This window comes from Ruegeria sp. AP11 (assembly GCF_056535865.1).
In genome coordinates, this window is the sequence record NZ_JBQFJB010000001.1 from 2,096,453 (window position 1) to 2,118,247 (window position 21,795).

At 60.2% G+C, this 21,795-nt stretch carries 25 protein-coding genes; 16 read left to right on the forward strand and 9 right to left on the reverse strand.

Annotated features, from left to right (window positions below; translation table 11 throughout):
* Positions 1–28: 28 nt before the first annotated feature.
* Positions 29–688 carry a YggS family pyridoxal phosphate-dependent enzyme gene (locus tag ACR3E4_RS10650; protein ID WP_480534347.1) on the forward strand — a complete coding sequence of 220 codons (660 nt, stop codon included), beginning with the start codon at positions 29–31 and terminating at the stop codon, positions 686–688.
* Here the strand turns inward: ACR3E4_RS10650 and ACR3E4_RS10655 are convergent.
* Positions 672–1,172 (reverse strand): L,D-transpeptidase family protein, encoded by a 501-nt coding sequence (locus ACR3E4_RS10655; RefSeq protein ID WP_480534345.1) that lies wholly within the window; start codon positions 1,170–1,172, stop codon positions 672–674. The two genes, ACR3E4_RS10650 and ACR3E4_RS10655, sit on opposite strands and share 17 nt — an antisense overlap.
* The gene (gene ribA, locus ACR3E4_RS10660) at positions 1,169–2,263 is read right to left on the reverse strand and encodes a GTP cyclohydrolase II (protein WP_480534343.1); all 1,095 of its coding nucleotides are present in this window, start codon (positions 2,261–2,263) and stop codon (positions 1,169–1,171) included. Before ribA ends, ACR3E4_RS10655 begins: the two co-directional genes overlap by 4 nt.
* 162 nt (positions 2,264–2,425) lie before the next feature.
* On the opposite strand from ribA, the gene ACR3E4_RS10665 reads away from it, so the two are divergent.
* From ACR3E4_RS10665 to ACR3E4_RS10685, 5 genes are all read left to right on the forward strand, one after another.
* Positions 2,426–3,112, forward strand: a complete 687-nt coding sequence (locus tag ACR3E4_RS10665; RefSeq protein ID WP_480534341.1) for a response regulator transcription factor — start codon at positions 2,426–2,428, stop codon at positions 3,110–3,112.
* A gap of 194 nt (positions 3,113–3,306) precedes the next feature.
* On the forward strand, positions 3,307–4,095 hold the full coding sequence (locus ACR3E4_RS10670; RefSeq protein WP_480534338.1) for an exodeoxyribonuclease III: 789 nt from the start codon (positions 3,307–3,309) through the stop codon (positions 4,093–4,095).
* 87 nt (positions 4,096–4,182) lie between these two features.
* Complete coding sequence (gene trxA, locus ACR3E4_RS10675; RefSeq protein ID WP_480534336.1) at positions 4,183–5,100, forward strand: thioredoxin; 918 nt, start codon at positions 4,183–4,185, stop codon at positions 5,098–5,100.
* A 27-nt stretch (positions 5,101–5,127) separates the two neighbouring features.
* Positions 5,128–5,769, forward strand: a complete 642-nt coding sequence (locus ACR3E4_RS10680; RefSeq protein ID WP_480534334.1) for an LON peptidase substrate-binding domain-containing protein — start codon at positions 5,128–5,130, stop codon at positions 5,767–5,769.
* Complete coding sequence (locus ACR3E4_RS10685) at positions 5,766–5,951, forward strand: Trm112 family protein (protein ID WP_480534332.1); 186 nt, start codon at positions 5,766–5,768, stop codon at positions 5,949–5,951. Before ACR3E4_RS10680 ends, ACR3E4_RS10685 begins: the two co-directional genes overlap by 4 nt.
* On the opposite strand, the gene ACR3E4_RS10690 is transcribed toward ACR3E4_RS10685, so the two are convergent.
* Positions 5,948–7,210: an FAD-dependent monooxygenase gene (locus ACR3E4_RS10690; protein WP_480534330.1), complete on the reverse strand. Its 1,263-nt coding sequence runs from the start codon at positions 7,208–7,210 to the stop codon at positions 5,948–5,950. The two genes, ACR3E4_RS10685 and ACR3E4_RS10690, sit on opposite strands and share 4 nt — an antisense overlap.
* A gap of 51 nt (positions 7,211–7,261) precedes the next feature.
* Between ACR3E4_RS10690 and ACR3E4_RS10695 the strand changes: the two genes are divergently transcribed.
* The 4 genes from ACR3E4_RS10695 (at position 7,262) to ACR3E4_RS10710 (ending at position 13,416) form a co-directional block, all read left to right on the forward strand.
* The gene (locus tag ACR3E4_RS10695) at positions 7,262–8,590 is read left to right on the forward strand and encodes an amidase (RefSeq protein WP_480534328.1); all 1,329 of its coding nucleotides are present in this window, start codon (positions 7,262–7,264) and stop codon (positions 8,588–8,590) included.
* 108 nt (positions 8,591–8,698) lie between these two features.
* Positions 8,699–9,880, forward strand: a complete 1,182-nt coding sequence (locus ACR3E4_RS10700) for an aminotransferase class I/II-fold pyridoxal phosphate-dependent enzyme (RefSeq protein ID WP_480534326.1) — start codon at positions 8,699–8,701, stop codon at positions 9,878–9,880.
* Positions 9,881–9,894: 14 nt separating this feature from the next.
* Positions 9,895–12,780 (forward strand): DNA translocase FtsK, encoded by a 2,886-nt coding sequence (locus ACR3E4_RS10705; protein ID WP_480534324.1) that lies wholly within the window; start codon positions 9,895–9,897, stop codon positions 12,778–12,780.
* 39 nt (positions 12,781–12,819) lie between these two features.
* The gene (locus tag ACR3E4_RS10710; protein ID WP_480534322.1) at positions 12,820–13,416 is read left to right on the forward strand and encodes a LolA family protein; all 597 of its coding nucleotides are present in this window, start codon (positions 12,820–12,822) and stop codon (positions 13,414–13,416) included.
* 10 nt (positions 13,417–13,426) lie between these two features.
* Here ACR3E4_RS10710 and ACR3E4_RS10715 read toward each other — a convergent pair whose 3' ends face one another.
* Complete coding sequence (locus tag ACR3E4_RS10715) at positions 13,427–14,008, reverse strand: transglycosylase SLT domain-containing protein (protein WP_480534320.1); 582 nt, start codon at positions 14,006–14,008, stop codon at positions 13,427–13,429.
* Between the two features lie 60 nt (positions 14,009–14,068).
* Positions 14,069–14,950, reverse strand: coding sequence for an AEC family transporter (locus ACR3E4_RS10720; RefSeq protein ID WP_480534318.1), 882 nt, complete (start codon positions 14,948–14,950; stop codon positions 14,069–14,071).
* An 80-nt stretch (positions 14,951–15,030) separates the two neighbouring features.
* Between ACR3E4_RS10720 and hspQ the strand changes: the two genes are divergently transcribed.
* Positions 15,031–15,357, forward strand: a complete 327-nt coding sequence (gene hspQ / locus ACR3E4_RS10725; RefSeq protein WP_170398818.1) for a heat shock protein HspQ — start codon at positions 15,031–15,033, stop codon at positions 15,355–15,357.
* Between the two features lie 23 nt (positions 15,358–15,380).
* On the opposite strand, the gene ggt is transcribed toward hspQ, so the two are convergent.
* The 3 genes from ggt to ACR3E4_RS10740 all read right to left on the reverse strand — a co-directional run bounded on the left by ggt (position 15,381) and on the right by ACR3E4_RS10740 (position 17,975).
* Positions 15,381–16,958 (reverse strand): gamma-glutamyltransferase, encoded by a 1,578-nt coding sequence (gene ggt, locus ACR3E4_RS10730; RefSeq protein WP_480534316.1) that lies wholly within the window; start codon positions 16,956–16,958, stop codon positions 15,381–15,383.
* Between the two features lie 211 nt (positions 16,959–17,169).
* Positions 17,170–17,619 (reverse strand): ATP-binding protein, encoded by a 450-nt coding sequence (locus tag ACR3E4_RS10735; protein ID WP_480534314.1) that lies wholly within the window; start codon positions 17,617–17,619, stop codon positions 17,170–17,172.
* 17 nt (positions 17,620–17,636) lie between these two features.
* Positions 17,637–17,975: an STAS domain-containing protein gene (locus ACR3E4_RS10740; RefSeq protein WP_480534312.1), complete on the reverse strand. Its 339-nt coding sequence runs from the start codon at positions 17,973–17,975 to the stop codon at positions 17,637–17,639.
* Between the two features lie 103 nt (positions 17,976–18,078).
* On the opposite strand from ACR3E4_RS10740, the gene ACR3E4_RS10745 reads away from it, so the two are divergent.
* Both ACR3E4_RS10745 and ACR3E4_RS10750 read left to right on the forward strand, forming a co-directional pair.
* Positions 18,079–19,251, forward strand: a complete 1,173-nt coding sequence (locus ACR3E4_RS10745; RefSeq protein ID WP_480534310.1) for a thiolase family protein — start codon at positions 18,079–18,081, stop codon at positions 19,249–19,251.
* 95 nt (positions 19,252–19,346) lie between these two features.
* Entirely contained in the window at positions 19,347–19,799 is a 453-nt protein-coding gene (locus tag ACR3E4_RS10750; RefSeq protein WP_480534308.1) for a GAF domain-containing protein, read from the forward strand.
* A gap of 9 nt (positions 19,800–19,808) precedes the next feature.
* Here the strand turns inward: ACR3E4_RS10750 and ACR3E4_RS10755 are convergent, their stop codons facing one another.
* Positions 19,809–20,093, reverse strand: a complete 285-nt coding sequence (locus ACR3E4_RS10755) for a DUF1294 domain-containing protein (protein ID WP_480534306.1) — start codon at positions 20,091–20,093, stop codon at positions 19,809–19,811.
* Positions 20,094–20,209: 116 nt separating this feature from the next.
* Between ACR3E4_RS10755 and ACR3E4_RS10760 the strand changes: the two genes are divergently transcribed.
* The 3 genes from ACR3E4_RS10760 to ACR3E4_RS10770 are packed head-to-tail and all read left to right on the forward strand — an operon-like array spanning position 20,210 to position 21,787.
* A complete protein-coding gene (locus ACR3E4_RS10760) occupies positions 20,210–20,779 on the forward strand; it encodes a helix-turn-helix domain-containing protein (RefSeq protein WP_480534304.1) in 570 nt (189 codons plus the stop codon).
* Positions 20,779–21,402, forward strand: a complete 624-nt coding sequence (locus ACR3E4_RS10765) for a LysE family translocator (RefSeq protein ID WP_480534302.1) — start codon at positions 20,779–20,781, stop codon at positions 21,400–21,402. Before ACR3E4_RS10760 ends, ACR3E4_RS10765 begins: the two co-directional genes overlap by 1 nt.
* A 4-nt stretch (positions 21,403–21,406) precedes the next feature.
* On the forward strand, positions 21,407–21,787 hold the full coding sequence (locus ACR3E4_RS10770; protein WP_480534300.1) for a GFA family protein: 381 nt from the start codon (positions 21,407–21,409) through the stop codon (positions 21,785–21,787).
* Positions 21,788–21,795: the final 8 nt, after the last annotated feature.

A 21,795-nucleotide genomic window follows, 5' to 3' on the forward strand; every position in this document is an offset into this window, starting at 1 on the left:
TGCGGCAAGCATGAAAGTGAGAGGCCCCATGTCGCTGCAAGAAATCTCCGACCGAATTGCCAAAGCGGAAGCAGCCGCCGGGCGTACCAATGGATCGGTTCAGCTGATCGCCGTTTCCAAGGTTCAGCCGGACGAGCGAGTCGAAGCCGTTCTAAATCAGGGCCACCGCTGTTTTGGCGAGAATCGGGTGCAGGAAGCGGCTGGTAAGTGGCCCGCGTTTCGGGAGCGGTTCTCGGATGTTCAACTCCACCTGATCGGCCCGTTGCAGACCAACAAGGCGCGGCAGGCGATGGAGCTTTGCGATGCCATCCACTCGGTCGATCGTCCCAAACTGGCAAAAACGCTGGCCCGGCTTGCGCAAGAAATCGGCGCCTGTCCGGATCTGTTCATTCAGGTCAATACAGGCGAAGAAGAGCAGAAGGCCGGTATCCTGCCTGCCGATGCCGATGCGTTTGTGGCCGAGTGCAGGGCGTTGGACCTGCCGGTACGCGGGCTGATGTGCCTGCCGCCGGTCGAAGATGAACCGGCGCTGCATTTTGCCCTGCTTGCGAAGATCGCGGAACGCAATGGTCTGGAAGGGCTGTCCATGGGGATGAGCGGCGATTTCGAATCTGCCATCGCTTTGGGCGCGACACATGTGCGTGTCGGCTCGGCCATCTTTGGCGAACGGGTCAAACCTCAGGAATGATTAAGCGCGTACCGGGAGCGATCCGGCGGGCAATCCATCTCAGGTGATCGCGGCGAAAGGCGATGCAGCCCTCGGTCGAATATCGCGGGCGACGCCATTGATGCAAGAAAATGGCAGAGCCGCGCCCGGGAACCGCGTTGGGCCAGTTCCAGTCCGTGATCAGGACCAGATCATATAGCGGATCGGCACGGCGCAGCTTTTCATGACTGAAGGCGTAAGGCACCCGGACGAGGTGGTTATACGAGCCATCCCGCCCGTCATCCGACCACAGATCACCAGGCCCGATGGGTCGCGCCCAGGGGGCGGGGCGGGCAATGCGATCGGCACGATAGAGCATTCCGACAACATGGTGAGTGCCCACAGGTGTCGCGCCATCGCCTTCGCGCTTGACGGTGCGCAGCCCGCCCTTGCCTATGGCGCAGGGAAAGACGCGCCCCGCATACCGGATGCCGCGTGGTGTCAGGACCAGATCATCGGGTGTCACAACAGATGGCCTGACTTGGCCGCTTTGGTCGCCAGATATCCGCGATTGTGCGCAGTCTCACCAACTTTCAGCGGAACGCGTTCGGTGACGGCAATCCCAGTCCGCTCCATCATTGCGATCTTGGCGGGGTTGTTGGTCAGCAGACGCACAGAATTGAAGCCAAGCGATTTCAGGATGTCCGAACCCAACCGGAAATCCCGCTCGTCATCTTCGAACCCCAGCCGGTGGTTGGCTTCAACCGTGTCAAAACCCTGATCCTGCAGGAAATAGGCGCGCATCTTGTTGGCCAGCCCGATCCCGCGCCCCTCTTGATTGAGATAGAGCAGAACGCCAGAGCCCTCTGCCCCCATTTGGGCCAGAGCACCGCGCAATTGCGGGCCGCAATCGCATTTCAGGCTGCCCATCAGATCGCCGGTGAAACAGGCCGAATGCAGCCGGGCCAGAACAGGCTTGTCGCGGTCGGGGCGGCCGATCTCGATAGCATAGTGCTCTTCACCGCCATCCTCGGGGCGGAAGACGTGCAGACGGCCAGCCTCAGAGACTTCCATCGGCAGGCGCGCTGCCACAACCGCATGCAGGGCACTGCGATCGGCCAGATGGGGCGCGGCATTTGTGTGGTCAATACAGGTCAGACCGTGGGTCACCGCAAATGCACGACCGTCCTCGACGGGCACAACAACGGCTGCGGGCAACAAATGGGCCGATTTTGTCAGCGAAATCGCGATGCGGTGCAGATTGGCATTGCCATGTCTTTCGGTCATCAGCGGGCCCTTCATGGGCGCGTTCAGATCGTCCGAGGGGTCGGCCACCGCCTGCACCCAGCCCAGATCGACATCCGCCGGAATCAGAACCCGCGCCAGATCACCGTCATAGGCGCGGGCCTTCAACGTCTCGGCCCGCCTGACAGTTATCGCCACGACCGGTTCGCCGCCCAAACCCCGCAGATCCGCCAGCCGTTGCGGGCTGAGCGTTTCCGTGGCCAGCGCCAGAACACTGTAACCGCCGTCGTCGGTCAGGACGACGGGAACGCCCATGCGCAGATCAGCCCGCGCCCGTGCCAGCAGTTCGGTGATGCCAGGAAAGAGACTCATGCATGTTACCCTATAACGATCAGGCTCTTGTCCTACCCTGATCAACCGAGAATGTGAAACATTTCCTCCGCCTCAGACACGAGGGCGTGAAGCGATTGCAGCAAATCTTGCTGATTGCATCTTTGATGCGCAAGTGGTGGAAAAGGCTTAGGAGGACCGCAGATGGCACAGCTTAAAAAAATCCTGCTGGTGGATGACGATGAAGACCTGCGCGAAGCTTTGAGTGAGCAGCTCGTGATGACCGAAGACTTTGACGTGTTCGAAGCGTCAGACGGTGCATCTGCGATGGAACGCGCGCGCGAAGCGATTTACGACTTGGTCATTCTGGATGTCGGCCTGCCGGATACCGATGGGCGCGAGCTGTGCCGCCTGATGCGCAAACAGGGCGTCAAAAGCCCGATCCTGATGCTGACCGGTCATGACAGCGATGCCGATACCATCCTGGGTTTGGATGCCGGTGCGAATGACTATGTCCCTAAGCCGTTCAAATTCCCGGTACTTCTGGCGCGCATCCGTGCCCAGCTGCGTCAGCACGAGCAATCCGAAGACGCGGTCTTTGTTCTCGGTCCCTACACGTTCAAACCGGCCATGAAGATGCTGATGACCGAGGATGACCGCAAGATCCGCCTGACCGAGAAAGAGACGAACATTCTCAAGTTCCTCTACCGTTCGACCGATGGCGTGGTGGCGCGCGATGTGCTGCTGCACGAGGTCTGGGGCTATAACGCCGGTGTGACCACTCACACGCTGGAAACCCACATCTATCGCCTGCGTCAGAAGATCGAGCCCGATCCGTCGAATGCGCGCCTTTTGGTCACAGAATCGGGCGGATATCGTCTTGTCGCTTGATCTTGCTGGATTGACTTGGATCAAAGTGATACTCTTGAGGCATATTTAGATTACTCCCATCCCGTGCATGTCCGGGTTATGACATGTACCTCCCTGTTGGACTGCCGGGCCTGATGGCCCGGCCTTTTTTTGTCGTGGTACTGCGGGCATACCCACGCTAGGGTGCGCCAACCCCGACAAAGGAAACGCGCCTCATGCCCTTCACTCTTGCCACATGGAACATCAACTCGGTCCGCCTGCGTGAGCCTATCGTGCTGAAATTGCTGCAGGAAGAGGCTCCGGATGTGCTGTGTTTGCAGGAATGCAAATCACCGGTCGAGAAGATTCCGACCGAAGGGTTCGCAGAGCTGGGATATACGCACATGATTGCGCGGGGGCAGAAGGGCTATAACGGTGTGGCCATACTGTCCCGAATGCCGCTGGAGGAAGTGGGTGACAAGGATTTCGCCGGTCTTGGCCATGCGCGCCACATCGCGGGGCGGTTGGAAAATGGCGTGACCATCCACAATTTCTATGTCCCTGCGGGTGGGGATGTTCCCGACCGCGAGGTGAATGAGAAATTCGGCCAGAAGCTGGATTACCTTACCGATATGCGCGATTGGTTCCATGCCGAGACGCCGCAGAAATCCATTCTGGTCGGTGATCTGAACATTGCCCCGCGCGAAGATGATGTCTGGTCGCACAAGCAATTGCTCAAGGTGGTGTCACATACACCGATCGAGGTTGAGGCATTGGCCGAAACACAGGATGCGGGCGGTTGGGTCGATATCACCCGGCAGGATATCCCCGAAGGCCAGCTATACAGTTGGTGGTCCTACCGCGCGCGCGATTGGGATGCGGCGGACAAGGGGCGGCGGCTGGATCACGTCTGGGCCACACCCGATATCTCGAACGCGGGCCATTCCAGCCGGGTGCTGCGCGATGCGCGCGGATGGGAAAAGCCCAGCGACCATGCGCCGGTATTCGCGACATTCGACGTCTGATTGATGCAAAAACGCCCGACTCAGCCCTTGGTTTCCGGACCGGGCGGCGGCATATAGGGCGCAAATACGAACCAGAGAGAAAAAGCCATGGACCTTCTGAACGGCGCAGCCGGCTCTGACACCACCGATCTGATCAAGGACGGGACCGAGGCCACCTTCATGGCCGACGTGATCGAAGCCTCGCAAGAGACACCGGTCATCGTCGATTTCTGGGCACCCTGGTGCGGGCCGTGCAAAACGCTGGGCCCCGCGCTGGAAGAGGCCGTGACTGCCGCCAAAGGTGCGGTCAAGATGGTCAAGATCAACGTGGATGAGGCGCAGATGATCGCGGGTCAAATGCGCGTCCAGTCCATCCCGACCGTCTATGCGTTTTACAAGGGTCAGCCGGTTGACGGGTTTCAGGGCGCGCTGCCCGGTTCCGAGATCAAGGCTTTTATCGACCGCGTGATCGAAGCCGCAGGTGGCGAAAGCCCCGGTGGTCAGTTAGAGGACGCAGCTCAGGCCGCCGAAGAAATGCTGACCGAAGGGGCCGCTGTAGACGCGGCGCAAACCTTTGCCGCTATTCTGGGTGAAGACCCCAACCATGCCGCCGCCTATGGCGGGCTGGTGCGCGCCCATATTGCGCTGGGCGATCTGGATCAGGCCGAGGCGATCCTCAACGGTGCCCCGGCCGAGATTTCGACCTCGCCCGAGGTTGAGGCGGCCCATGCGCAGCTGGAGTTGGCGAAACAGGCCGCCGATGCGGGGCCGGTGGGTGAACTGACTGCAACGGTCGAGGCCGAGCCTGACAACCATCAGGCCCGTTTCGATCTGGCGCAGGCCCTGCATGCCAATGGCGATGTCGAAGAAGCGGTCGCTCAATTGCTGGAACTGTTCCGCCGGGATCGCGAGTGGAATGAGGGCGCGGCAAAGGCGCAGCTATTCACGATTTTTGATGCGCTCAAGCCCAATGATCCGATTGTGCTGAACGGTCGGCGCAAGCTCAGCTCGATGATATTTGCCTAAATCCCGATCAGGGCTACACTCGACTGTATGATGCATCCCGCTGATCTGCCGGAAACGGTATCCGTGTTTCCACTGCCCGGAGCGCTTTTGCTGCCCCGGTCCCGTCTGCCACTGCATATATTCGAGCCGCGCTATCTGCAGATGCTGGATGACGCGTTGAAAACCTCTGAGCGGCTGATCGGGATGGTTCAGCCCAACACCTGTCAGGGGGATGAGACCAAGCTGCATCAGATCGGCTGCGCCGGTCGTATTACGCAGTTTTCCGAGACAGAAGACGGGCGCTATCTGATCACGCTGACCGGGATATCCCGGTTTCGGGTCCGGACTGAGCTGGACAGTTTTACCCCCTATCGGCGCGCGTCGGTGTCCTGGGACGGTTTCGACCGTGATCTCGGCAAAGCCGAAGAGGATAATGGCTTTGATCGAAACAGATTCCTGAGGCTGCTGGAGCGGTTCTTCTCGTCCCGTCAGCTGTCGACGGACTGGGACACGATGAAGGACGCCGATGATGAGCTTTTGGTCAACTCTCTGTCGATGATGCTGGAATTCGACCCCGAGGATAAACAGGCCCTGCTGGAGGCTCCCTGCCTGCGCACAAGGCGCGAAACCCTGGTGACATTGATTGAATTCGCCATGCGCGGCGGATCGAATGAGGAAAAACTGCAATGAGCACGCCTGAACACGCCTTTGACCGTCACATGCTTGAGGCGCTGATCTGTCCGCAGACGCACACGCCCCTGCATTATGACGCCGAGCGGCAGGAACTGGTATCCAAAGCCGCTGGTCTGGCCTTCCCCATTCGAAACGGCATCCCGGTGATGTTGGTGGACGAGGCGCGCGCGCTGGACTAGATCGCACGCCCCTGCAGTAGTTTCGGCAAATCGCCGGTCAGGCCAGCAGCCTCGCGCACAAAGCCCCGGCGCAGTCCGGGCAGCGATCCGACGATGCCCATGCCGATATCGCGGCCTATCCGTAGCAAGGGATTGTCGTTCGAAAACAGCTTGTTGAACACATCCGTCGCTATCGCAAGCGATGCCGTGTCGAAGCGACGCCATTCCTGATAGCGCTCCAGCACCAGTGGTGAGCCGATATCTTCGCCGCGTCGACCGGCAAGGGTCAGAACTTCGGCCAAAGCCCCCACATCCCGCAGACCGGCATTCAGACCTTGCCCGGCGATGGGGTGCATGCCGTGGGCGGCGTCCCCGACCAGCACAAGCCGGTCAGCGATGAAGGAATTGGCGATGGTCAGGTTCAGCGGATAGGTAAACCGGTCACCTTGCAGGCGGATATCGCCGAGGAAATCGCCAAAGCGCGGACGCAGAACCTGCAGGTAGTCAACCTCGGGCAGGGCGTTGATCTGCTTCGCTGCCTCGGTGCGTTCGCTCCACACGATGGAGCTGCGGTTGCCGGTCAGCGGCAGAATCGCCAACGGGCCGGGGGGCATGAAGAACTGATGGGCGATACCGTGATGGGGCAGCTCATGTTCGATGGCACAGACCAACGCGGTCTGGCCATAATCCCAACCGGTGCGCTTGATCCCGGCACGCATTGCGGTGCCGCTGCGGCGACCATCGCAGCCGACCAAAAGACTACCGGACAGGGTGGCCCCGTCATCCAGAGTCAGCGTCGCCTCATTTGCCGAGATGTCCTGTGACACAACCGTCTTGCCGCTGATCTCGGTGATCTCGTCTTGTTCGGCCATTGCATCCAGAAAGGCCCGTCGCAGGTGGCGATCTTCGACCATATAGCCCATCGGCCCTTCTTCGATCTCGGCATGGTCGAAATGCATGAAGAACGGGGAAGGTCCGGCACCGGCATGACCATCCGATACCTTGATTTCCAGCATCGGCTGAGCGTGTTCTTCCACCCGTTCCCACACGCCAATCGCATCCAGCAGGCGTTGCGAGGCCAGCGCCAGCGCATACGCGCGCCCGTCAAAGGCGGCGTTTTTGCGCACCTTCTCGGCCAGAGCGTCAACAACCGTGACGGAATGCCCGGTCTGGGCCAGCGCCAGCGCAAGGGCGGGGCCGTTCAGGCCGCCACCAACGATCAGGATGTCGGATCTGTGTTCCATGTGCTGCAATATGCGCGCCCTTTCGGGATTGTCCATGTGCGGTCCTGTCGCTACCGTCCGATCACGGACATTTTCGGGAGGGGCGGGATGCAAGACTGGCTGACCATGACGGCATGTGATTTAGGCCGTGGCATCGGAATGGGACAGATCGATCCGGTTGAGCTGGCCGAAACCTATCTGACTGCGATCGACGCCCACCCGCATCGGGATCGGATCTATGCCCGCGTCACCCATGATCGCGCCCGCGCCGAGGCCCTTGCGGCGCAAGAACGGTCCCGACTCGGCCTGCGCCGGTCATTACTGGATGGCGTTCCGATCAGCTGGAAAGACCTGTTTGACACGGTCGGCATTGGAACCGAGTCCGGCTCGGCCTTGTTGAAAGGCCGCGTGCCCGAGGCCGACGCGCAGGTGCTGCGCAATGCAACCGCGATGGGCACGGTCTGTCTGGGCAAAACGCATATGAGCGAGCTCGCCTTCTCGGGCCTGGGCCTCAATCCGGTGACGGCCACACCGCCTTGTGTGAATGACGAAGACGCTGTGCCGGGCGGGTCGTCCTCGGGGGCGGGGGCGTCGGTGGCGTGGGGGCTGGCGGCGGGTGGTATCGGCTCGGATACGGGCGGGTCAGTGCGTATCCCCGCGGCCTGGAACGATCTGGTCGGGCTGAAAACAACGGCGGGGCGTCTTAGCCTTGAGGGCGTCGTGCCGCTGTGCCTGAAATTCGATACAGTCGGGCCGCTGGCACGATCGGTTGAGGATGCCGCCCATTTGCTGGCGGCGCTTGAGGGCACATCCCCTGCTGACTTGCGCGGAGTTACACTGAAAGGCCGCCGCTTTGCGGATTTGCAGAACGTGGCCAAAGACGATCTGCGCGATGCGCCAGCCAAGGCCTATGACGACGCACTGCTACGCCTAAAAGATGCGGGGGCCGAGATCGTACCGCTTGAAGTGCCCGAGTTAAACGACGCAATGAGTCTGTCTGGCGTGCTCTATACAACCGAGGCCTATGGCCTGTGGCGCGATGTGATCGAAGCGAACCCCGAAGCGATGTATCCCGAAATCCTGGAACGGTTCCGCATGGGCAAGGCCTATTCCGGCCCTGATTACGTGGCCGCATGGTCGAAACTTGTCGCGTGCCGACGGGCCTGGGACGCGGCGACCGCCGGGTTTGATGCCGTGCTTGCGCCGACGGCCCCGATTCTGCCGCCCAATCTGGACCGGTTGCTGAGCGATCATGACTACTATGTCACCGAGAATCTTCTTGCCTTGCGCAACACGCGGATCGGGAATCTGATGGGGCTTGCGGCGCTGACCCTGCCCACGGGAACGCCCGGTTGCGGGCTGATGATGCTGGGGTATCCGGGGTCGGAAGAGGCGCTGCTGAGGCTGGGATCGGCCGCCGAAACCGCTTTGACCTGAATGCCACAATCCCCTGATTCGGCACCTCTTTGTCTGGACGAAGCCCGGGTCGATCTGTAATCTGCCAGAAAACGGGGCGCAAAATGACCCCGAAATTGAGGCAGTATCATGAATTTCCCCGAGCGGTTTTCGAACCTACCGGAATATGCATTCCCGCGTCTGCGCGCCCTGTTGGATCATCATCAGCCGGGCGGCGATGTTGTTCATATGACGATTGGCGAACCCAAGCACGATTTTCCGTCTTGGGTGACCGATGTGATCATGGAAAACGCCGCCGGGTTTCAGGGCTATCCTCCGAACGAAGGCTCGCCCGCTTTGCGTGTGGCGATCACGGATTGGGTGAATCGCCGGTATGGTGTGTCGATGGATGCAGATGCCAATGTGATGGCGCTGAACGGCACACGTGAAGGGCTGTATAATGCCGCTATGGCGCTGTGCCCCGAACAGAAGAACGGGCAACGACCAATCGTCCTGTGCCCGAATCCGTTTTATCAGGTCTACATGGTCGCCTCGATCTCGGTCGGGGCAGAGCCGTATTTTGTGCCCGCAGCCGCAGCAACCGGCCATCTGCCGGATTATGCAAGCCTGCCCGAAGAGGTGCTGAACCGCACCGCCGTGGCCTATATCTGCTCGCCCGCGAACCCTCAGGGGGCGGTTGCGTCGCGCGACTACTGGGCGGAACTGATCCGGTTGGCCGAAAAATACGATTTCCGCATATTTGCGGACGAATGCTATTCCGAAATCTACCGAGACACAGCGCCGGTTGGCGCGCTGACCGTTGCGCAGGAACTGGGCGCTGATCCTGAGCGGGTCACGCTGTTCAACTCTCTGTCCAAACGCTCAAATCTGGCCGGGTTGCGGTCGGGCCTGATCGCGGGCGGGCCTGAGACGATCAAACGGGTCAAACTGCTGCGCAGCTATGCGGGCGCGCCGCTGCCGGCACCTTTGCAAGCCGCCGCCGCCAAGGTCTGGGCCGATGAGGCGCATGTGCAGGAAAACCGCGCGTTGTATCAGGAAAAATACGCCGTCGCGGATGAGGTGTTTGCGGGCGTGCAGGGGTACATGCCGCCCGAGGCGGGGTTCTTCCTGTGGCTGCCGGTCGAAAACGGCGAAGAAACTGCATTGAAGCTTTGGCAGGAAACCGGCGTTCGGGTTCTGCCGGGGGCATATCTTTCTCAAGGTGATCCGGGGCAAAACCCGGGCGAGCAATTTATCCGGGTCGCCATGGTGGCCCCAAAAACAGAGATGAAGCGCGGGCTGATCACGCTCCGCGACTGCATCTATTCGTGAGGTACGAGGGCAAAATGGCATCATTGAACGCGCGCAACCGTGACCCGCTGCTGGACAGCACCACCCAGGCCGCCATCGAGCGGCGCAGTAAGGAACTGATCGGAATCGCTCTGATCCTGCTCGGGCTCGCCGCTGCTGCGATGGTCTGGTCCTATACGCCGGACGATCCGAACTGGATGGTGTCGACCGACGCGCCGGTGCAGAACTGGATGGGGCGTGTGGGGGCCTCGATCGCGGCGCCCTTGTTCATGATTGTGGGCTGGGGCAGCTTCGGCGTGGCGCTGGTTCTGATCACATGGGGCCTGCGTTTTGCCGGTCATTTTGGCGAAGAACGCGCCATTGCCCGTTTGATTTTCGCTCCGATCTGGATCGCCGTTCTGGCGGTCTATGCCGCCACCCTGGTGCCGGGTGCCGAATGGCGCGCGACGCACAGCTATGGGCTGGGCGGTCTTTTTGGCGACACGGTGATGGGGGCGCTGCTGACGCTGCTGCCGATCTCTTCTCATTTTCTGGTCAAGCTGATGTCGCTGGCCATGGCAGTCGGGATGCTGGCGCTGGGTGTGTTCGTGCTGGGCTTTACCAAAGCGGATGTGCGCAAAGGGTTCCGTGCCTTCCTGCTGGGTCTTGTCATGGCCTATGACCTGCTGATGAACGCTCTGGGCCGCGGTGCCTCGGCCACGGCGCAAGCGGCGCGGGATCGTCGGACGCAATGGGCCGAACGCCGGGCCGAACGCGCCGTGCCGGTGCAGGCTGGTTTTGACGATGATCTGGCCTATGCTGACCCGATTTTTGAAGAGCCCGAGTTGGAAGTCCCCGAGCCTGAGCCAAAACCGGGCCTTCTGGCGCGGATGCCGTCGCTGATCCGTCGGCCCGATCCGATGCCCGATCCGGAGCTGATCGATCCCGTCGCGGTCGAGGGTTACTATGACATGCCCAAAGAGGATCGCATCCGGTCAAAAATCTCTGCCGCTGTGCGTAACCGTAAAGTGGCCGCAGGACAGATGGCGCCCGAGCCTGATCCGAACCTGCCGCTGACCAAAGGACGCGGTCGCGGACCTGATCCGCTGATCCTGAATGCAGGGTCGATGGATGAATTGCCGCCGGAACCGCCCGTGACCACTGCCACGCTGCCGTCCGAACCGCCGCTGACCGCGACCGCTGACCGCGAATGGCAGGCGCAGCAGGATTATGTGGCCGAACCGGATTATGATGATGACGAGGCGGTGTTTGAAGAGCCTGCGCCGCAATCGCGTCAGGCCGTCAAAATCCCGGTCGCCGAACCGCGCAAGCCGGTTGTCGCGCAGCCCGTGCGCCGTGCACCGCCGCCGTCGCGCCGCGCGCAGGCCGAGGCGCAGCCAACCCTGTCCTTTGAGGAAAAGCACAGCGATTTCGAGCTGCCCCCGCTGGGCTTACTGTCCAACCCGGCCAGCATTCAGCGCCATCACCTGAGCGATGAGGCGCTGGAGGAAAACGCGCGGATGCTGGAAAACGTGCTGGATGATTACGGCGTCAAGGGTGAGATCGTCAGCGTTCGCCCCGGCCCCGTGGTCACCATGTACGAACTCGAACCTGCACCCGGTCTGAAAGCCAGCCGCGTTATTGGTCTGGCCGATGATATCGCGCGGTCGATGTCGGCCCTGTCGGCACGGGTTTCGACCCTGCCGGGCCGTTCGGTCATCGGGATCGAACTGCCCAACGAAAACCGCGAGATGGTGGTCCTGCGCGAAATCCTCGCCAGCCGTGATTTCGGCGATGGCAACCACGCGCTGCCGCTGGCTTTGGGTAAGGATATCGGCGGTGAATCCGTCGTGGCCAACCTGGCCAAGATGCCACACCTGCTGATCGCGGGGACCACCGGTTCCGGTAAGTCGGTGGCGATCAACACGATGATCCTGTCGCTGCTGTACAAGCTGAGCCCGGACGAATGCCGCCTGATCATGATCGACCCGAAGATGCTGGAACTGTCGGTCTATGATGGCATCCCGCATCTGCTCTCACCCGTTGTAACTGATCCGAAAAAGGCGGTTGTGGCCCTGAAATGGGTCGTGGGCGAGATGGAGGATCGCTACCGCAAGATGTCCAAAATGGGCGTGCGCAATATCGCAGGCTACAATGGCCGCGTGAAGGATGCGCTGGCCAAGGGCGAGATGTTCAGCCGTACGGTCCAAACCGGCTTTGACGATGAAACCGGCGAGCCGATGTTCGAGACCGAGGAATTCGCGCCCGAAGCGATGCCCTATATTGTCGTCATCGTTGACGAGATGGCTGACCTTATGATGGTCGCGGGCAAAGAGATCGAAGCCTGCATCCAGCGTCTCGCGCAGATGGCGCGGGCCTCGGGCATTCACCTGATCATGGCCACGCAGCGCCCCTCGGTTGACGTAATCACCGGGACGATCAAGGCGAACTTCCCCACCCGGATCTCGTTCCAGGTGACGTCTAAAGTTGACAGCCGCACCATTCTGGGCGAGATGGGTGCCGAGCAGCTGCTGGGGCAAGGCGACATGCTGTATATGGCGGGCGGCGCCAAGATCACCCGCTGCCACGGTCCCTTCGTCTCGGACGAAGAAGTCGAGGAAATCGTTAACCACCTGAAACAGTTCGGACCGCCGGATTACATGAGCGGCGTGGTCGATGGCCCGGCCGAGGAAAAGGCCGACAATATCGACGCCGTTCTGGGCCTGAACACGGGTGGCAACACCAATGGCGAGGATGCTCTCTACGACCAGGCAGTGGCGATTGTGATCAAGGATCGCAAATGCTCGACCTCATATATTCAGCGGAAACTCGCCATCGGCTACAACAAGGCCGCGCGGCTTGTTGAGCAGATGGAGGAGGAAGGCGTTGTTTCCGGGGCAAATCATGTTGGGAAACGCGAAATCCTCGTCCCCGAGCAGTAGGATATTTAATAACAAGGGCAGAACGCTTATCTGGGTCTCATGAAACAGATTGCTTTTGCCCTTGCTCTGACATTGGCCGCGCCTGCGGCCTGGGCAGCTGAAAAGCTGCCGCTGTCACAGATCTCCAACTATCTGAACCAGATGAAAACGGTTCAGACCACGTTCACGCAGGTGAATGACGACGGCTCGCTCAGCACAGGAAAGCTGTGGTTGCAGCGCCCCGGCAAGATGCGGTTTGAATATGACCCGCCCAACAGTGCGGTGGTTCTGGCGCGGGCAGGGACGGTGCAGATATTCGACCCCAAATCGAACCAACCGCCCGAGCAGTATCCCCTGAAACGCACGCCGCTGTCGCTGGTTTTGGCGCGCAACGTGAACCTGTCGCAGGCCAATATGGTTGTGGGGCATGATTTTGACGGTACTGCGACGGTGGTAACGGCTCAGGATCCGAAGAACCCCGAAAGCGGACGGATTGAGCTGATGTTTACATCAGATCCCGTCGAGCTGCGCAAATGGGTGATCCACGACAATGCGGGCAGTCAGACAACTGTCTTGCTGGGGCCTCTGACCGAAGGTGGAAACCTCGATCAGAGTGTGTTTTCCAAGAAAACCCGGATCGGGTCAGGCGATCGCTGACCCGACAGGTTCAGTAACGGCAGTTTGCCAATTGGGCCTGATACCGCTGCGCGCGGGCGTCCACATCATTTGCCACGTTCAGCAGCCATGATTTTCTGTTGTGGCTGCCGCGCGCAAATCCGGCATGGCCTTCGTGGTAGGCCAGATACTGGTTGCGCGTGTCGCTGGGATGGATGCCGTTGCGTTCGTAGCTTTTGTTCATGTACCAGCCGATGAAATCTGACGCATCGCGGATACGATCCCGCTTGGCGCGGCGTTTGCCGGTTTCGCGCTGGTACTGCTCCCACGTGCCATCCAACGCCTGACCATAGCCGTAGGCGCTGCTTTGGCGCCCCATGGGTATCACGCCCAGCACATATTTGTGCGGCGTGCGTGCATCAGCACGGTATCTGCTTTCCTGATAGATCGTGGCCATCTGAACGTGCACGGGGACGCCCCATTTACGCTCGGTGCTCTTGAAAGCTTTGATATAGTCGGGTTTCTCGCGCGCAATGCTGCACGCGTCATTCAATCTGCTGGGCGGTTGCTTTGAGCCACCGCCACAGGATGCCAAAAGAAGCACCCCGAAGAGTACGAAAAGAATTCTGCTCATGTGCCTCGTGCCTTTTTTCTTTATTCTAGCGCAGATTGTGCTTTTAGGAAATCACAATCGTTACAGAATAATAGCAAGAATTAGAGGCAGTGCCGCGACGGACAACACGGTCGAGACCATGACCATGCCTGCAACGGCGTCGGAATCCGCTTCGAACCGTTCCGCCAGCAGGTATGAGGTGACGGCGACAGGGGTACACATCTGCAAAACCAGCACCCCGAAGGCGACGGGCCCCAGATCAAACCCGACGGCGATACCCCAGCCCAGCCCGAAACAGACGGCCAGTTTCAGCAGCGACAGCCAGATTGCCTGTTGCAGCTTCTGGGTGGTCAGACGCGCGATGGCCACGCCAACCGTGATCAGCATCATCGGCACCGCCATCTGGCCCAGCAAATCCAGCGTATTGGTCAGAAACAGTGGCGTTTCCCAGCCGCGCCACAGGAACAGGGCGCCCAGCAGCGTGGCCCAGACCATCGGTTCGCGCAGGACCTTGCCAAAAGCGCCGCGCCCGGCGACCAGATAGATGCCGTATGTGAAAGAAAACAGGGCCGTCACGGCCAGAAAAATCACCGCATAGCCCAGCCCGGCCTGACCGAAGGCAAAGATGCACAGGGGCAGGCCCAGATTGCCGGTATTGCCAAAGATAAGCGGGGCCAGATAGGTGCGCTGTTCCAGTCCGGTGATGCGAACAAAGACCCAGAACACCACTGCCAATGCAACATGCGAGGCAATCGCGGCCAGTGTGAAAAGGGTTAATTCTCCGCCTGGGATATCGGTTTGCATCAGGGCCACAAAGATCAGGCTGGGCACCGCCAGCGTCACCGCAAGGCGTGTGACGAACTGCAGCCGATACTCAAACCCCAGCTTTACCCAGGTGAATCCAATGCCTGATAGCAGGAACACCGGGGCCACGATTTCGAACACTGTCAGTAGAAGGTTCACAGACTGTTTCCCCGAATTTCAGTTCAATGATTGGCATTTCCGCCCGAAAAGATGTACTAAACTCATTGGGGGCCGAAACAATGTTAAAGACACAAGCCAAGTACCGCCTGGGACAGGTGGTTCGACACCGTAGACACCCTTTTCGAGGGGTGATTTTTGATGTCGATCCGGAATTTTCAAACTCTGAGGAATGGTATCAGGCCATTCCGGAAGACAGTCGTCCGCTGAAGGATCAGCCGTTCTATCACCTTCTGGCAGAGAACGACCAATCCTTCTATGTCGCTTATGTTTCAGAACAAAATCTGGTTGAGGACCAGTCGGGAGAGCCCGTGGATCATCCCGATATCCCAAATATGTTCGGACCGTTTCAGGACGGATCCTATCCGCTGCATTTCCAGTTGAACTGATTTTAGCCACAAGGTTTTCCGGCTCAGTAGCCAAGCGCACATCCGTCCTTTCTGGGATCGCTGCCGCCCTCCAAAACACCGGTTTCTAAGATTCGAATGGCTTGCGCTCCGCCCAGTGGAGTTTCCGGTGTTTCGACAATATGACCAAGGTCAGCCAATTGTTGCCGAACCTCGTCTGAATAGCCGCGTTCCAGTTTCAGCACGCCACCGTCAGCGAAAGCGCGCGGCGTGTCTATGGCGGTTTGAAGCCCCATTTCATAGTCCAGCAGGTTCGAAATCAGGCGGGTGTGGCCGGTTGGCTGATAGGCTCCGCCCATCACGCCAAAGGGCATGAGGACCTGACCGTTTTGCCGCAACATGCCGGGGATGATCGTGTGCATCGGGCGTTTGCCGCCGCCCAGCTCGTTCGGATGTCCCGGTTCAAGCGTGAAACCAGCGCCGCGATTTTGCAGCAAAATGCCAAATTTCTCTGACGCAATGCCCGAGCCGAACCCATGATAGATCGAATAGATCAGCGAAACCGCCATGCGATCGCGGTCGACCACGGTGATATAGACGGTGTCCTTATGCACGTTTTCAGTCAGCGGCGCGGCGGCGGGCATGGCGCTGTCCAGCCTGATCAGTGCTGCCAGTTTGGCGGCGGTTTCGGGGGCCAGAAAGTGATCCATCCGGTTCGCGTGATCAGGATCGGCAATGAACCGGTTGCGCGCGTCATAGGCCAGTTTGCTTGCTTCGGCCTCGATATGCACACGCGCGGCGCTGTTGGGGTCCAGCGCTGACAGGTCGAAATGCTTCAGGATATTCAGCAGCAAAATGGCCGTGGCCCCTTGACCGTTCGGCGGATGCTCGAACAGTTCGAGGTCACCATAGATGCCGCTGACGGGCTCGGTCTGCTCACTGCGCGCCGTTTCGAAGTCCGCGATGGTGTGGGTGCCGCCGCGGTTTGTGAGCGCGGCCAGCATATCCTCGGCAATCTCACCCGAATAAAATGCGTCGCGACCGTTTTTGGCGATCCGTCGTAACACTTCGGCCTGACCGGGTGATCGAAAGATCTGCCCGGTTTTCAAAGGTTTGCCATCGGTCAAATAGTGTTGACGCGCCGCGCCCTGCAGCGTTGCAGCGGCGGTCTTCCAGTCGAACGCCACCCGGGCTGCCACCGGCACACCCGCTTCGGCATAGTGAATTGCGGGCTGAAGGATTGAATCCAGACCAAGCCGCCCTTCGGTTTCTGCCAAATGACAGAAGGCATCGACCGCACAGGGAAGCGTCACCGCATCCGGACTGTCCAGCGGCACGGTGTCCAATCCCCGGTCTCGCAGAACTTGCGCATCAGCACCCGCCGGCGCGCGGCCAGAACCGTTCAGCGCGCGAACAGAATTCTCTCCGGCTCGGTTGTATAAGACAAAGCAATCGCCGCCCAATCCGGTCATCTGGGGTTCGCAAATGCCCAAAAGCACCGCACCGGCAATCGCGGCGTCCATGGCATTGCCACCGCGCTGGAGAATATCCAGCGCCACTTTGGCGGCCAATGGATGGGATGTTGCGCACATCCCTTCAGTCGCCAAAACTTCCGAGCGGCCCGCCTTGTGAAAATCGCGCATGGTTCAATCCTTCTGCAAACACGCAGACACTAGGCCGTAGCCAATAATTGTCCAATGCTATCCGGGAAGGAGGTCCTCGGCGCCGTTCACTGGGTGGGGGCTGTGACACAAGGCGCCGAGGGAAGCTATCTGAGCTACACTGACTGTATGCCCCTTGTTTGCGGCGCGACAATGGTTCGATTGGGGCGTTATTGTGGCTATTTGCAATCCATTATGGTGTGTCGACGAAATCAAACTGCAAAAGCAGCAGGTTGCGTCCCCCCTTACGCTCATAGCGAATGTCGCTGGCTAACTGATGGATCAGGAACCAGCCGAACCCGCCTTCGGGCAAGTCCTGAAGCGATGTCTCAACCGAGGCCGGAATGCCCTCGGGCAGGCGCAAATTGGGCATGGGTTTGCCCGAATCTGCAATCTGAATCACCAGCCGGTTCCGGCACAGGCTGCAATCGATCCGGATATCGGCGGGGGCGATCCCTGCATAGGCGTGTTCGACAACATTGTTGATCGCTTCGGCCAGTGCGATTTTGACGTCATTGGCCTTCCCTCCGGGAAGCCCATGCGCTGTCAGCCGGGTACAAAGCGCCGCGATTCCCGTGCTCGCCTGCACTTCGGTCGCCGGAAAGCTCAGCTCCAGACAATCCTGTTCACGATCAGAGGTCACGCCCTCCCCTCCTGCCGTCAGCTGTTGCCAGCAGTCATCGCGTTTTCCAGCGATGTAAACAGGCGAAAGACGGTGTCCATGCGGGTCAGGCGAAAGACTTTCTCGACAATCGGATGCAGCCCCGCAAGATCCAGCCGCCGCCCCGGTCCAAGTTGCTTCATCGAGGCGACGATTGCGCCCAGACCACTGGAATCGATGAATTCAACCGACGACAGGTCCAGCACGACCCGGACAGTATCCGTTTGGGTCAGGGCACGCATGTCTTCCTTGAATTGAATCGCCATTGCCGCGTCTATGCGGTCGCAATGAACTGAAATCACCTGTGTGTTGCCGGTCGTGCTGCTGCTGAGCCCCATGATCAACCGCCCTTTGCATTGCAATAAGATCGTAGAAATACGCTAGACGGGAATTCTTACCATTCGGTATCCATGGGCGGGAAAGCACAAGGAGAGGCGTCAGATGAAAGAAGTTGTGATCGCAGGGGCCGCGCGTACGCCGATGGGCGGGTTTCAGGGCATGTTCGATGGCGTTTCCGCCGCTGATCTGGGCGGCGCTGCGATCAAGGCAGCTTTGCAGGGCGCGGGTGCTGCAACCGTGGATGAGGTTCTGATGGGCTGCGTTCTGCCCGCAGGTCAGGGTCAGGCCCCGGCGCGTCAGGCCGGATTTGCGGCAGGGCTGGGCGAAGAGGTGCCTGCCACGACGCTCAACAAGATGTGCGGTTCGGGGATGAAGGCCGCAATGATGGCCTTTGACCAGATCGCGCTGGGCCACGCTGATTCCATGGTCGCAGGTGGGATGGAGAGCATGACGAACGCCCCCTACCTGCTGCCAAAAATGCGGGGCGGCGCGCGGATCGGCCATGGTCAGGTGGTGGATCACATGTTTCTGGACGGGCTCGAGGATGCCTATGACAAGGGCCGGCTGATGGGTACATTCGCCGAAGATTGCGCCGAATCCTTCCAGTTCACCCGCGAAGCACAAGATGAATATGCGCTGCAATCGCTGTCGAACGCATTGGCCGCACAGGACAGTGATGCGTTTGACCAAGAGATCACCCCGGTCACCATCCAGACCCGCAAGGGCGCCGTTGTGCTCGAGGCCGATGAGCAGCCGAAATCCGCGCGGCCAGGGAAAATCCCGACCCTGAAACCAGCCTTCCGCAAGGATGGGACGGTGACGGCGGCTAATTCTTCCTCGATCTCGGACGGTGCGGCTGCGCTGGTCCTGGCCTCGGCCGATGCGGCAGAGGCGCAGGGCCTGACCGTCCGCGCACGTATCCTCGGCCATGCCAGCCACGCTCAGGCGCCGGGTCTGTTCACCACCGCTCCGGTTCCGGCGGCGCAAAAGCTGCTCGACCGTCTGGGCTGGAGCAAAGACGATGTCGATCTGTGGGAGGTGAACGAAGCCTTCGCCGTTGTGCCGATGGCCTTCATGCATGAAATGGGCTTGCCGCGCGACAAGGTCAACGTCAACGGCGGCGCCTGTGCGCTGGGTCACCCGATCGGCGCCTCTGGTGCCCGGATCATGGTCACCCTCCTGAACGCCCTCGAGAAGCGGAACCTCAAACGTGGCATCGCGGCGATCTGCATCGGCGGCGGAGAAGGCACAGCCATCGCCATAGAACGCGTTTGACGCTTCATCTTTTTGCAAATACTCCGGGGGTGAATTGAGCCAAGGGCTCAAGAGGGGGCAGCGCCCCCATCCCTGAGATATCAAAAAGCGCAACCATGACAGTCGATTACGCAAGCCTCGCCAAAACCATCTCTGCCCTGACCGAAGGTGAAACCGACCAGATCGCCCTGATGGCTACGGTCGCCTGCGAGGTGCATCATTCCGACGCGCGCTTTGACTGGACCGGTTTCTATCGCGTCACCGAGCCTGAACTGCTGAAAATCGGCCCCTATCAGGGGGGTCACGGCTGCCTCGTGATCCCGTTCAGCCGGGGCGTCTGTGGTGCAGCTGCACGCACGGGTGAAACGCAACTGGTCCCGGATGTGGACGCCTTTCCGGGTCACATCGCCTGTGCCTCGTCCACCCGGTCCGAACTGGTTTTGCCGGTCTGCAACGCGGCAGGCGAGGTGATAGCGGTGTTCGATATCGACAGCGATCAGCCGGATGCGTTTCGCGAAGACGATGCCGTCGCGCTTGAGGCGATCTTGACGGAAGTGTTCGCGCGCTAGTCAGGGGCGCTACCAAAGAGCCACGCCAAGGTTCCGGGATAAGGCCCAGTAGCATAGCGCTGCCTGCGCCAGCAGAATTGCAAACAGCCACGCGCTGAATCGGCGCTTGCGGGTTTTGTGCCCGAAGATCCAGCGCCCCAGTATCGCGCAGGGGCTGCCTCCGATGGCTGCAAGCCACAACAGGCGGCGCTCGGGGATGCGCCGTTTTCTCCGGCGCGCACTCATCTTGTCCCAGCCAAAGGCCAGTAAAGTCAGGGCGTTGATCGCCCACAGGTAAAGCACTGCAATCCACATCCCGCCTGCATACCCAAGCCTATCTGAACACCCAAGTGAAAAAACGCTTGGAAATTTCACCGACTCGGGGCATCGTGAAATTCAGGACCATTTTTTCACGCATGACGGAGTGCATCTTGAACAGCCAGGCCCCGCAAAGCGCCTCACTCGGAGCGGACCTGCGCGCCCTGCGCAAGGCGCGGGGTTTGACGCTGACCGAGATTGCATCGCGGCTGGATCGCTCGGTCGGATGGCTCAGCCAGGTTGAACGGGACATGTCCGAACCATCGATTTCGGACCTGCGTCTGATTGCGGAATGTCTGGGCGTGCCCATGTCGATGTTGTTCGGTCAATCCACCGCGCCGGTGGACGAACAAGGCTATGTGGTGCGCGCCGGCTCACGCCGGTCAATGGGGTCGGGCGAAGAAGGGTTGATCGAGGAACTGCTCTCACCCGATCTGACCGATGATTTCGAAATGGTGCACTCCACCTTCCGACCCCATTCCAGCATGCAGACCCCGGCCATGCGTCCGACGCAAGAGGTGGGTTATATCGTCTCGGGCCGGTTGGATCTGAGCATCGGCGGCCATGCCTTCACCGTCGGACCCGGAGACAGCTTTCGCATCAAGCATGAACCCTATCAATGGGCCAATCCCTATGATGAGCCTGCCGTGGCCATCTGGGTCATCGCCCCGCCGGTGTATTGATGAGCTTCGAGGCCTGGACCATATTTGCGCTGTTCTGGGCGGTGTTCGTCACCACTCCCGGGCCGAATGCGGTGAACTGTATCTCGAACGGGATGAGCCTGCCGTTTCCCAAGGCCATGCTGGGCGTTCTGGCGATCCTGACACAGGCAAGCGCGTTTCTTGTCCTGTCGGCACTGGGCATCACCGCCCTGATCGCTGCCTCACCAACCGGGTTCTTCATCGCCAAGCTGGTGGGGGCTGGGTTCCTGATCTGGCTGGGCATTCGCGGTTGGATGAACGCGACCAAACCCGCGCCAACCTCGGAACGCCCCGCACGGCACGTCTATCTGCACGCGTTGGCCATCGCCACCATCAATCCCAAAAGCGTCGCCGGATACCTCGCCGCGTTTTCGCAGTTCGTGCAACCCGATGTACCGATCTGGCAGCAGATGGGGGTGATCATGCCCACTGCGCTGATCCTCACCACGCTCAGCTATACCGGGTTCACCCTGCTGGGCGCGGTGATGGGCAAGGCGGCCTTGGGGGCTGTGTTCAATACTTGGGTGCGCCGCGTGATGGCGGCCTGTTTCATCATCTATGGCGTGTTGCTGGGCACCAGCACGACGCCCACAGCAAGGGGGTAACGACATGCACACCGGTTCCTGCCTCTGCGGCAAGGTCGCCTTCACCATTGACGGAGACCTCGATCCTCCCAGCGCCTGCCACTGCGGACAATGCCGCAAGCAGTCGGGGCATCTTTGGGCCTCCAGCGCGACGCATCAGGACAATCTCAGCTTTACCAGCAGCGAGACGCTAAGCTGGTATCGCGCCTCGGACATCGCCCGGCGCGGCTTTTGCAGCGCCTGTGGCTCGTTTCTGTTCTGGCAGCACAATGACGAAGACTCGATTGCGGTTTCCGTCGGCTCATTGGACGAGCCGACCGGGTTGAAACTCGCCCAGCACATCTTTGTGGCGGACAAGGGCGACTACTATGACATCACGGACGATCTGCCCCAACGGGCACACTAACAGGGATC

What these genes read in the sequence shown, in the direction of transcription:
- ACR3E4_RS10685 (WP_480534332.1), top strand. Translation starts at nt 5,766, where the DNA reads ATGAGCACGCCTGAACACGCCTTTGACCGTCACATGCTTGAGGCGCTG.
- ACR3E4_RS10770 (WP_480534300.1), top strand. Translation starts at nt 21,407, where the DNA reads ATGCACACCGGTTCCTGCCTCTGCGGCAAGGTCGCCTTCACCATTGAC.
- trxA (WP_480534336.1), top strand. Translation starts at nt 4,183, where the DNA reads ATGGACCTTCTGAACGGCGCAGCCGGCTCTGACACCACCGATCTGATC.
- ACR3E4_RS10665 (WP_480534341.1), top strand. Translation starts at nt 2,426, where the DNA reads ATGGCACAGCTTAAAAAAATCCTGCTGGTGGATGACGATGAAGACCTG.
- ACR3E4_RS10750 (WP_480534308.1), top strand. Translation starts at nt 19,347, where the DNA reads ATGACAGTCGATTACGCAAGCCTCGCCAAAACCATCTCTGCCCTGACC.
- ACR3E4_RS10755 (WP_480534306.1), bottom strand. Translation starts at nt 20,093, where the DNA reads ATGTGGATTGCAGTGCTTTACCTGTGGGCGATCAACGCCCTGACTTTA.
- ACR3E4_RS10710 (WP_480534322.1), top strand. Translation starts at nt 12,820, where the DNA reads ATGAAACAGATTGCTTTTGCCCTTGCTCTGACATTGGCCGCGCCTGCG.
- hspQ (WP_170398818.1), top strand. Translation starts at nt 15,031, where the DNA reads ATGTTAAAGACACAAGCCAAGTACCGCCTGGGACAGGTGGTTCGACAC.
- ribA (WP_480534343.1), bottom strand. Translation starts at nt 2,263, where the DNA reads ATGAGTCTCTTTCCTGGCATCACCGAACTGCTGGCACGGGCGCGGGCT.
- ACR3E4_RS10745 (WP_480534310.1), top strand. Translation starts at nt 18,079, where the DNA reads ATGAAAGAAGTTGTGATCGCAGGGGCCGCGCGTACGCCGATGGGCGGG.
- ACR3E4_RS10700 (WP_480534326.1), top strand. Translation starts at nt 8,699, where the DNA reads ATGAATTTCCCCGAGCGGTTTTCGAACCTACCGGAATATGCATTCCCG.
- ggt (WP_480534316.1), bottom strand. Translation starts at nt 16,958, where the DNA reads ATGCGCGATTTTCACAAGGCGGGCCGCTCGGAAGTTTTGGCGACTGAA.
- ACR3E4_RS10680 (WP_480534334.1), top strand. Translation starts at nt 5,128, where the DNA reads ATGATGCATCCCGCTGATCTGCCGGAAACGGTATCCGTGTTTCCACTG.
- ACR3E4_RS10715 (WP_480534320.1), bottom strand. Translation starts at nt 14,008, where the DNA reads ATGAGCAGAATTCTTTTCGTACTCTTCGGGGTGCTTCTTTTGGCATCC.
- ACR3E4_RS10740 (WP_480534312.1), bottom strand. Translation starts at nt 17,975, where the DNA reads ATGGGGCTCAGCAGCAGCACGACCGGCAACACACAGGTGATTTCAGTT.
- ACR3E4_RS10765 (WP_480534302.1), top strand. Translation starts at nt 20,779, where the DNA reads ATGAGCTTCGAGGCCTGGACCATATTTGCGCTGTTCTGGGCGGTGTTC.
- ACR3E4_RS10650 (WP_480534347.1), top strand. Translation starts at nt 29, where the DNA reads ATGTCGCTGCAAGAAATCTCCGACCGAATTGCCAAAGCGGAAGCAGCC.
- ACR3E4_RS10670 (WP_480534338.1), top strand. Translation starts at nt 3,307, where the DNA reads ATGCCCTTCACTCTTGCCACATGGAACATCAACTCGGTCCGCCTGCGT.
- ACR3E4_RS10690 (WP_480534330.1), bottom strand. Translation starts at nt 7,210, where the DNA reads ATGGACAATCCCGAAAGGGCGCGCATATTGCAGCACATGGAACACAGA.
- ACR3E4_RS10695 (WP_480534328.1), top strand. Translation starts at nt 7,262, where the DNA reads ATGCAAGACTGGCTGACCATGACGGCATGTGATTTAGGCCGTGGCATC.
- ACR3E4_RS10705 (WP_480534324.1), top strand. Translation starts at nt 9,895, where the DNA reads ATGGCATCATTGAACGCGCGCAACCGTGACCCGCTGCTGGACAGCACC.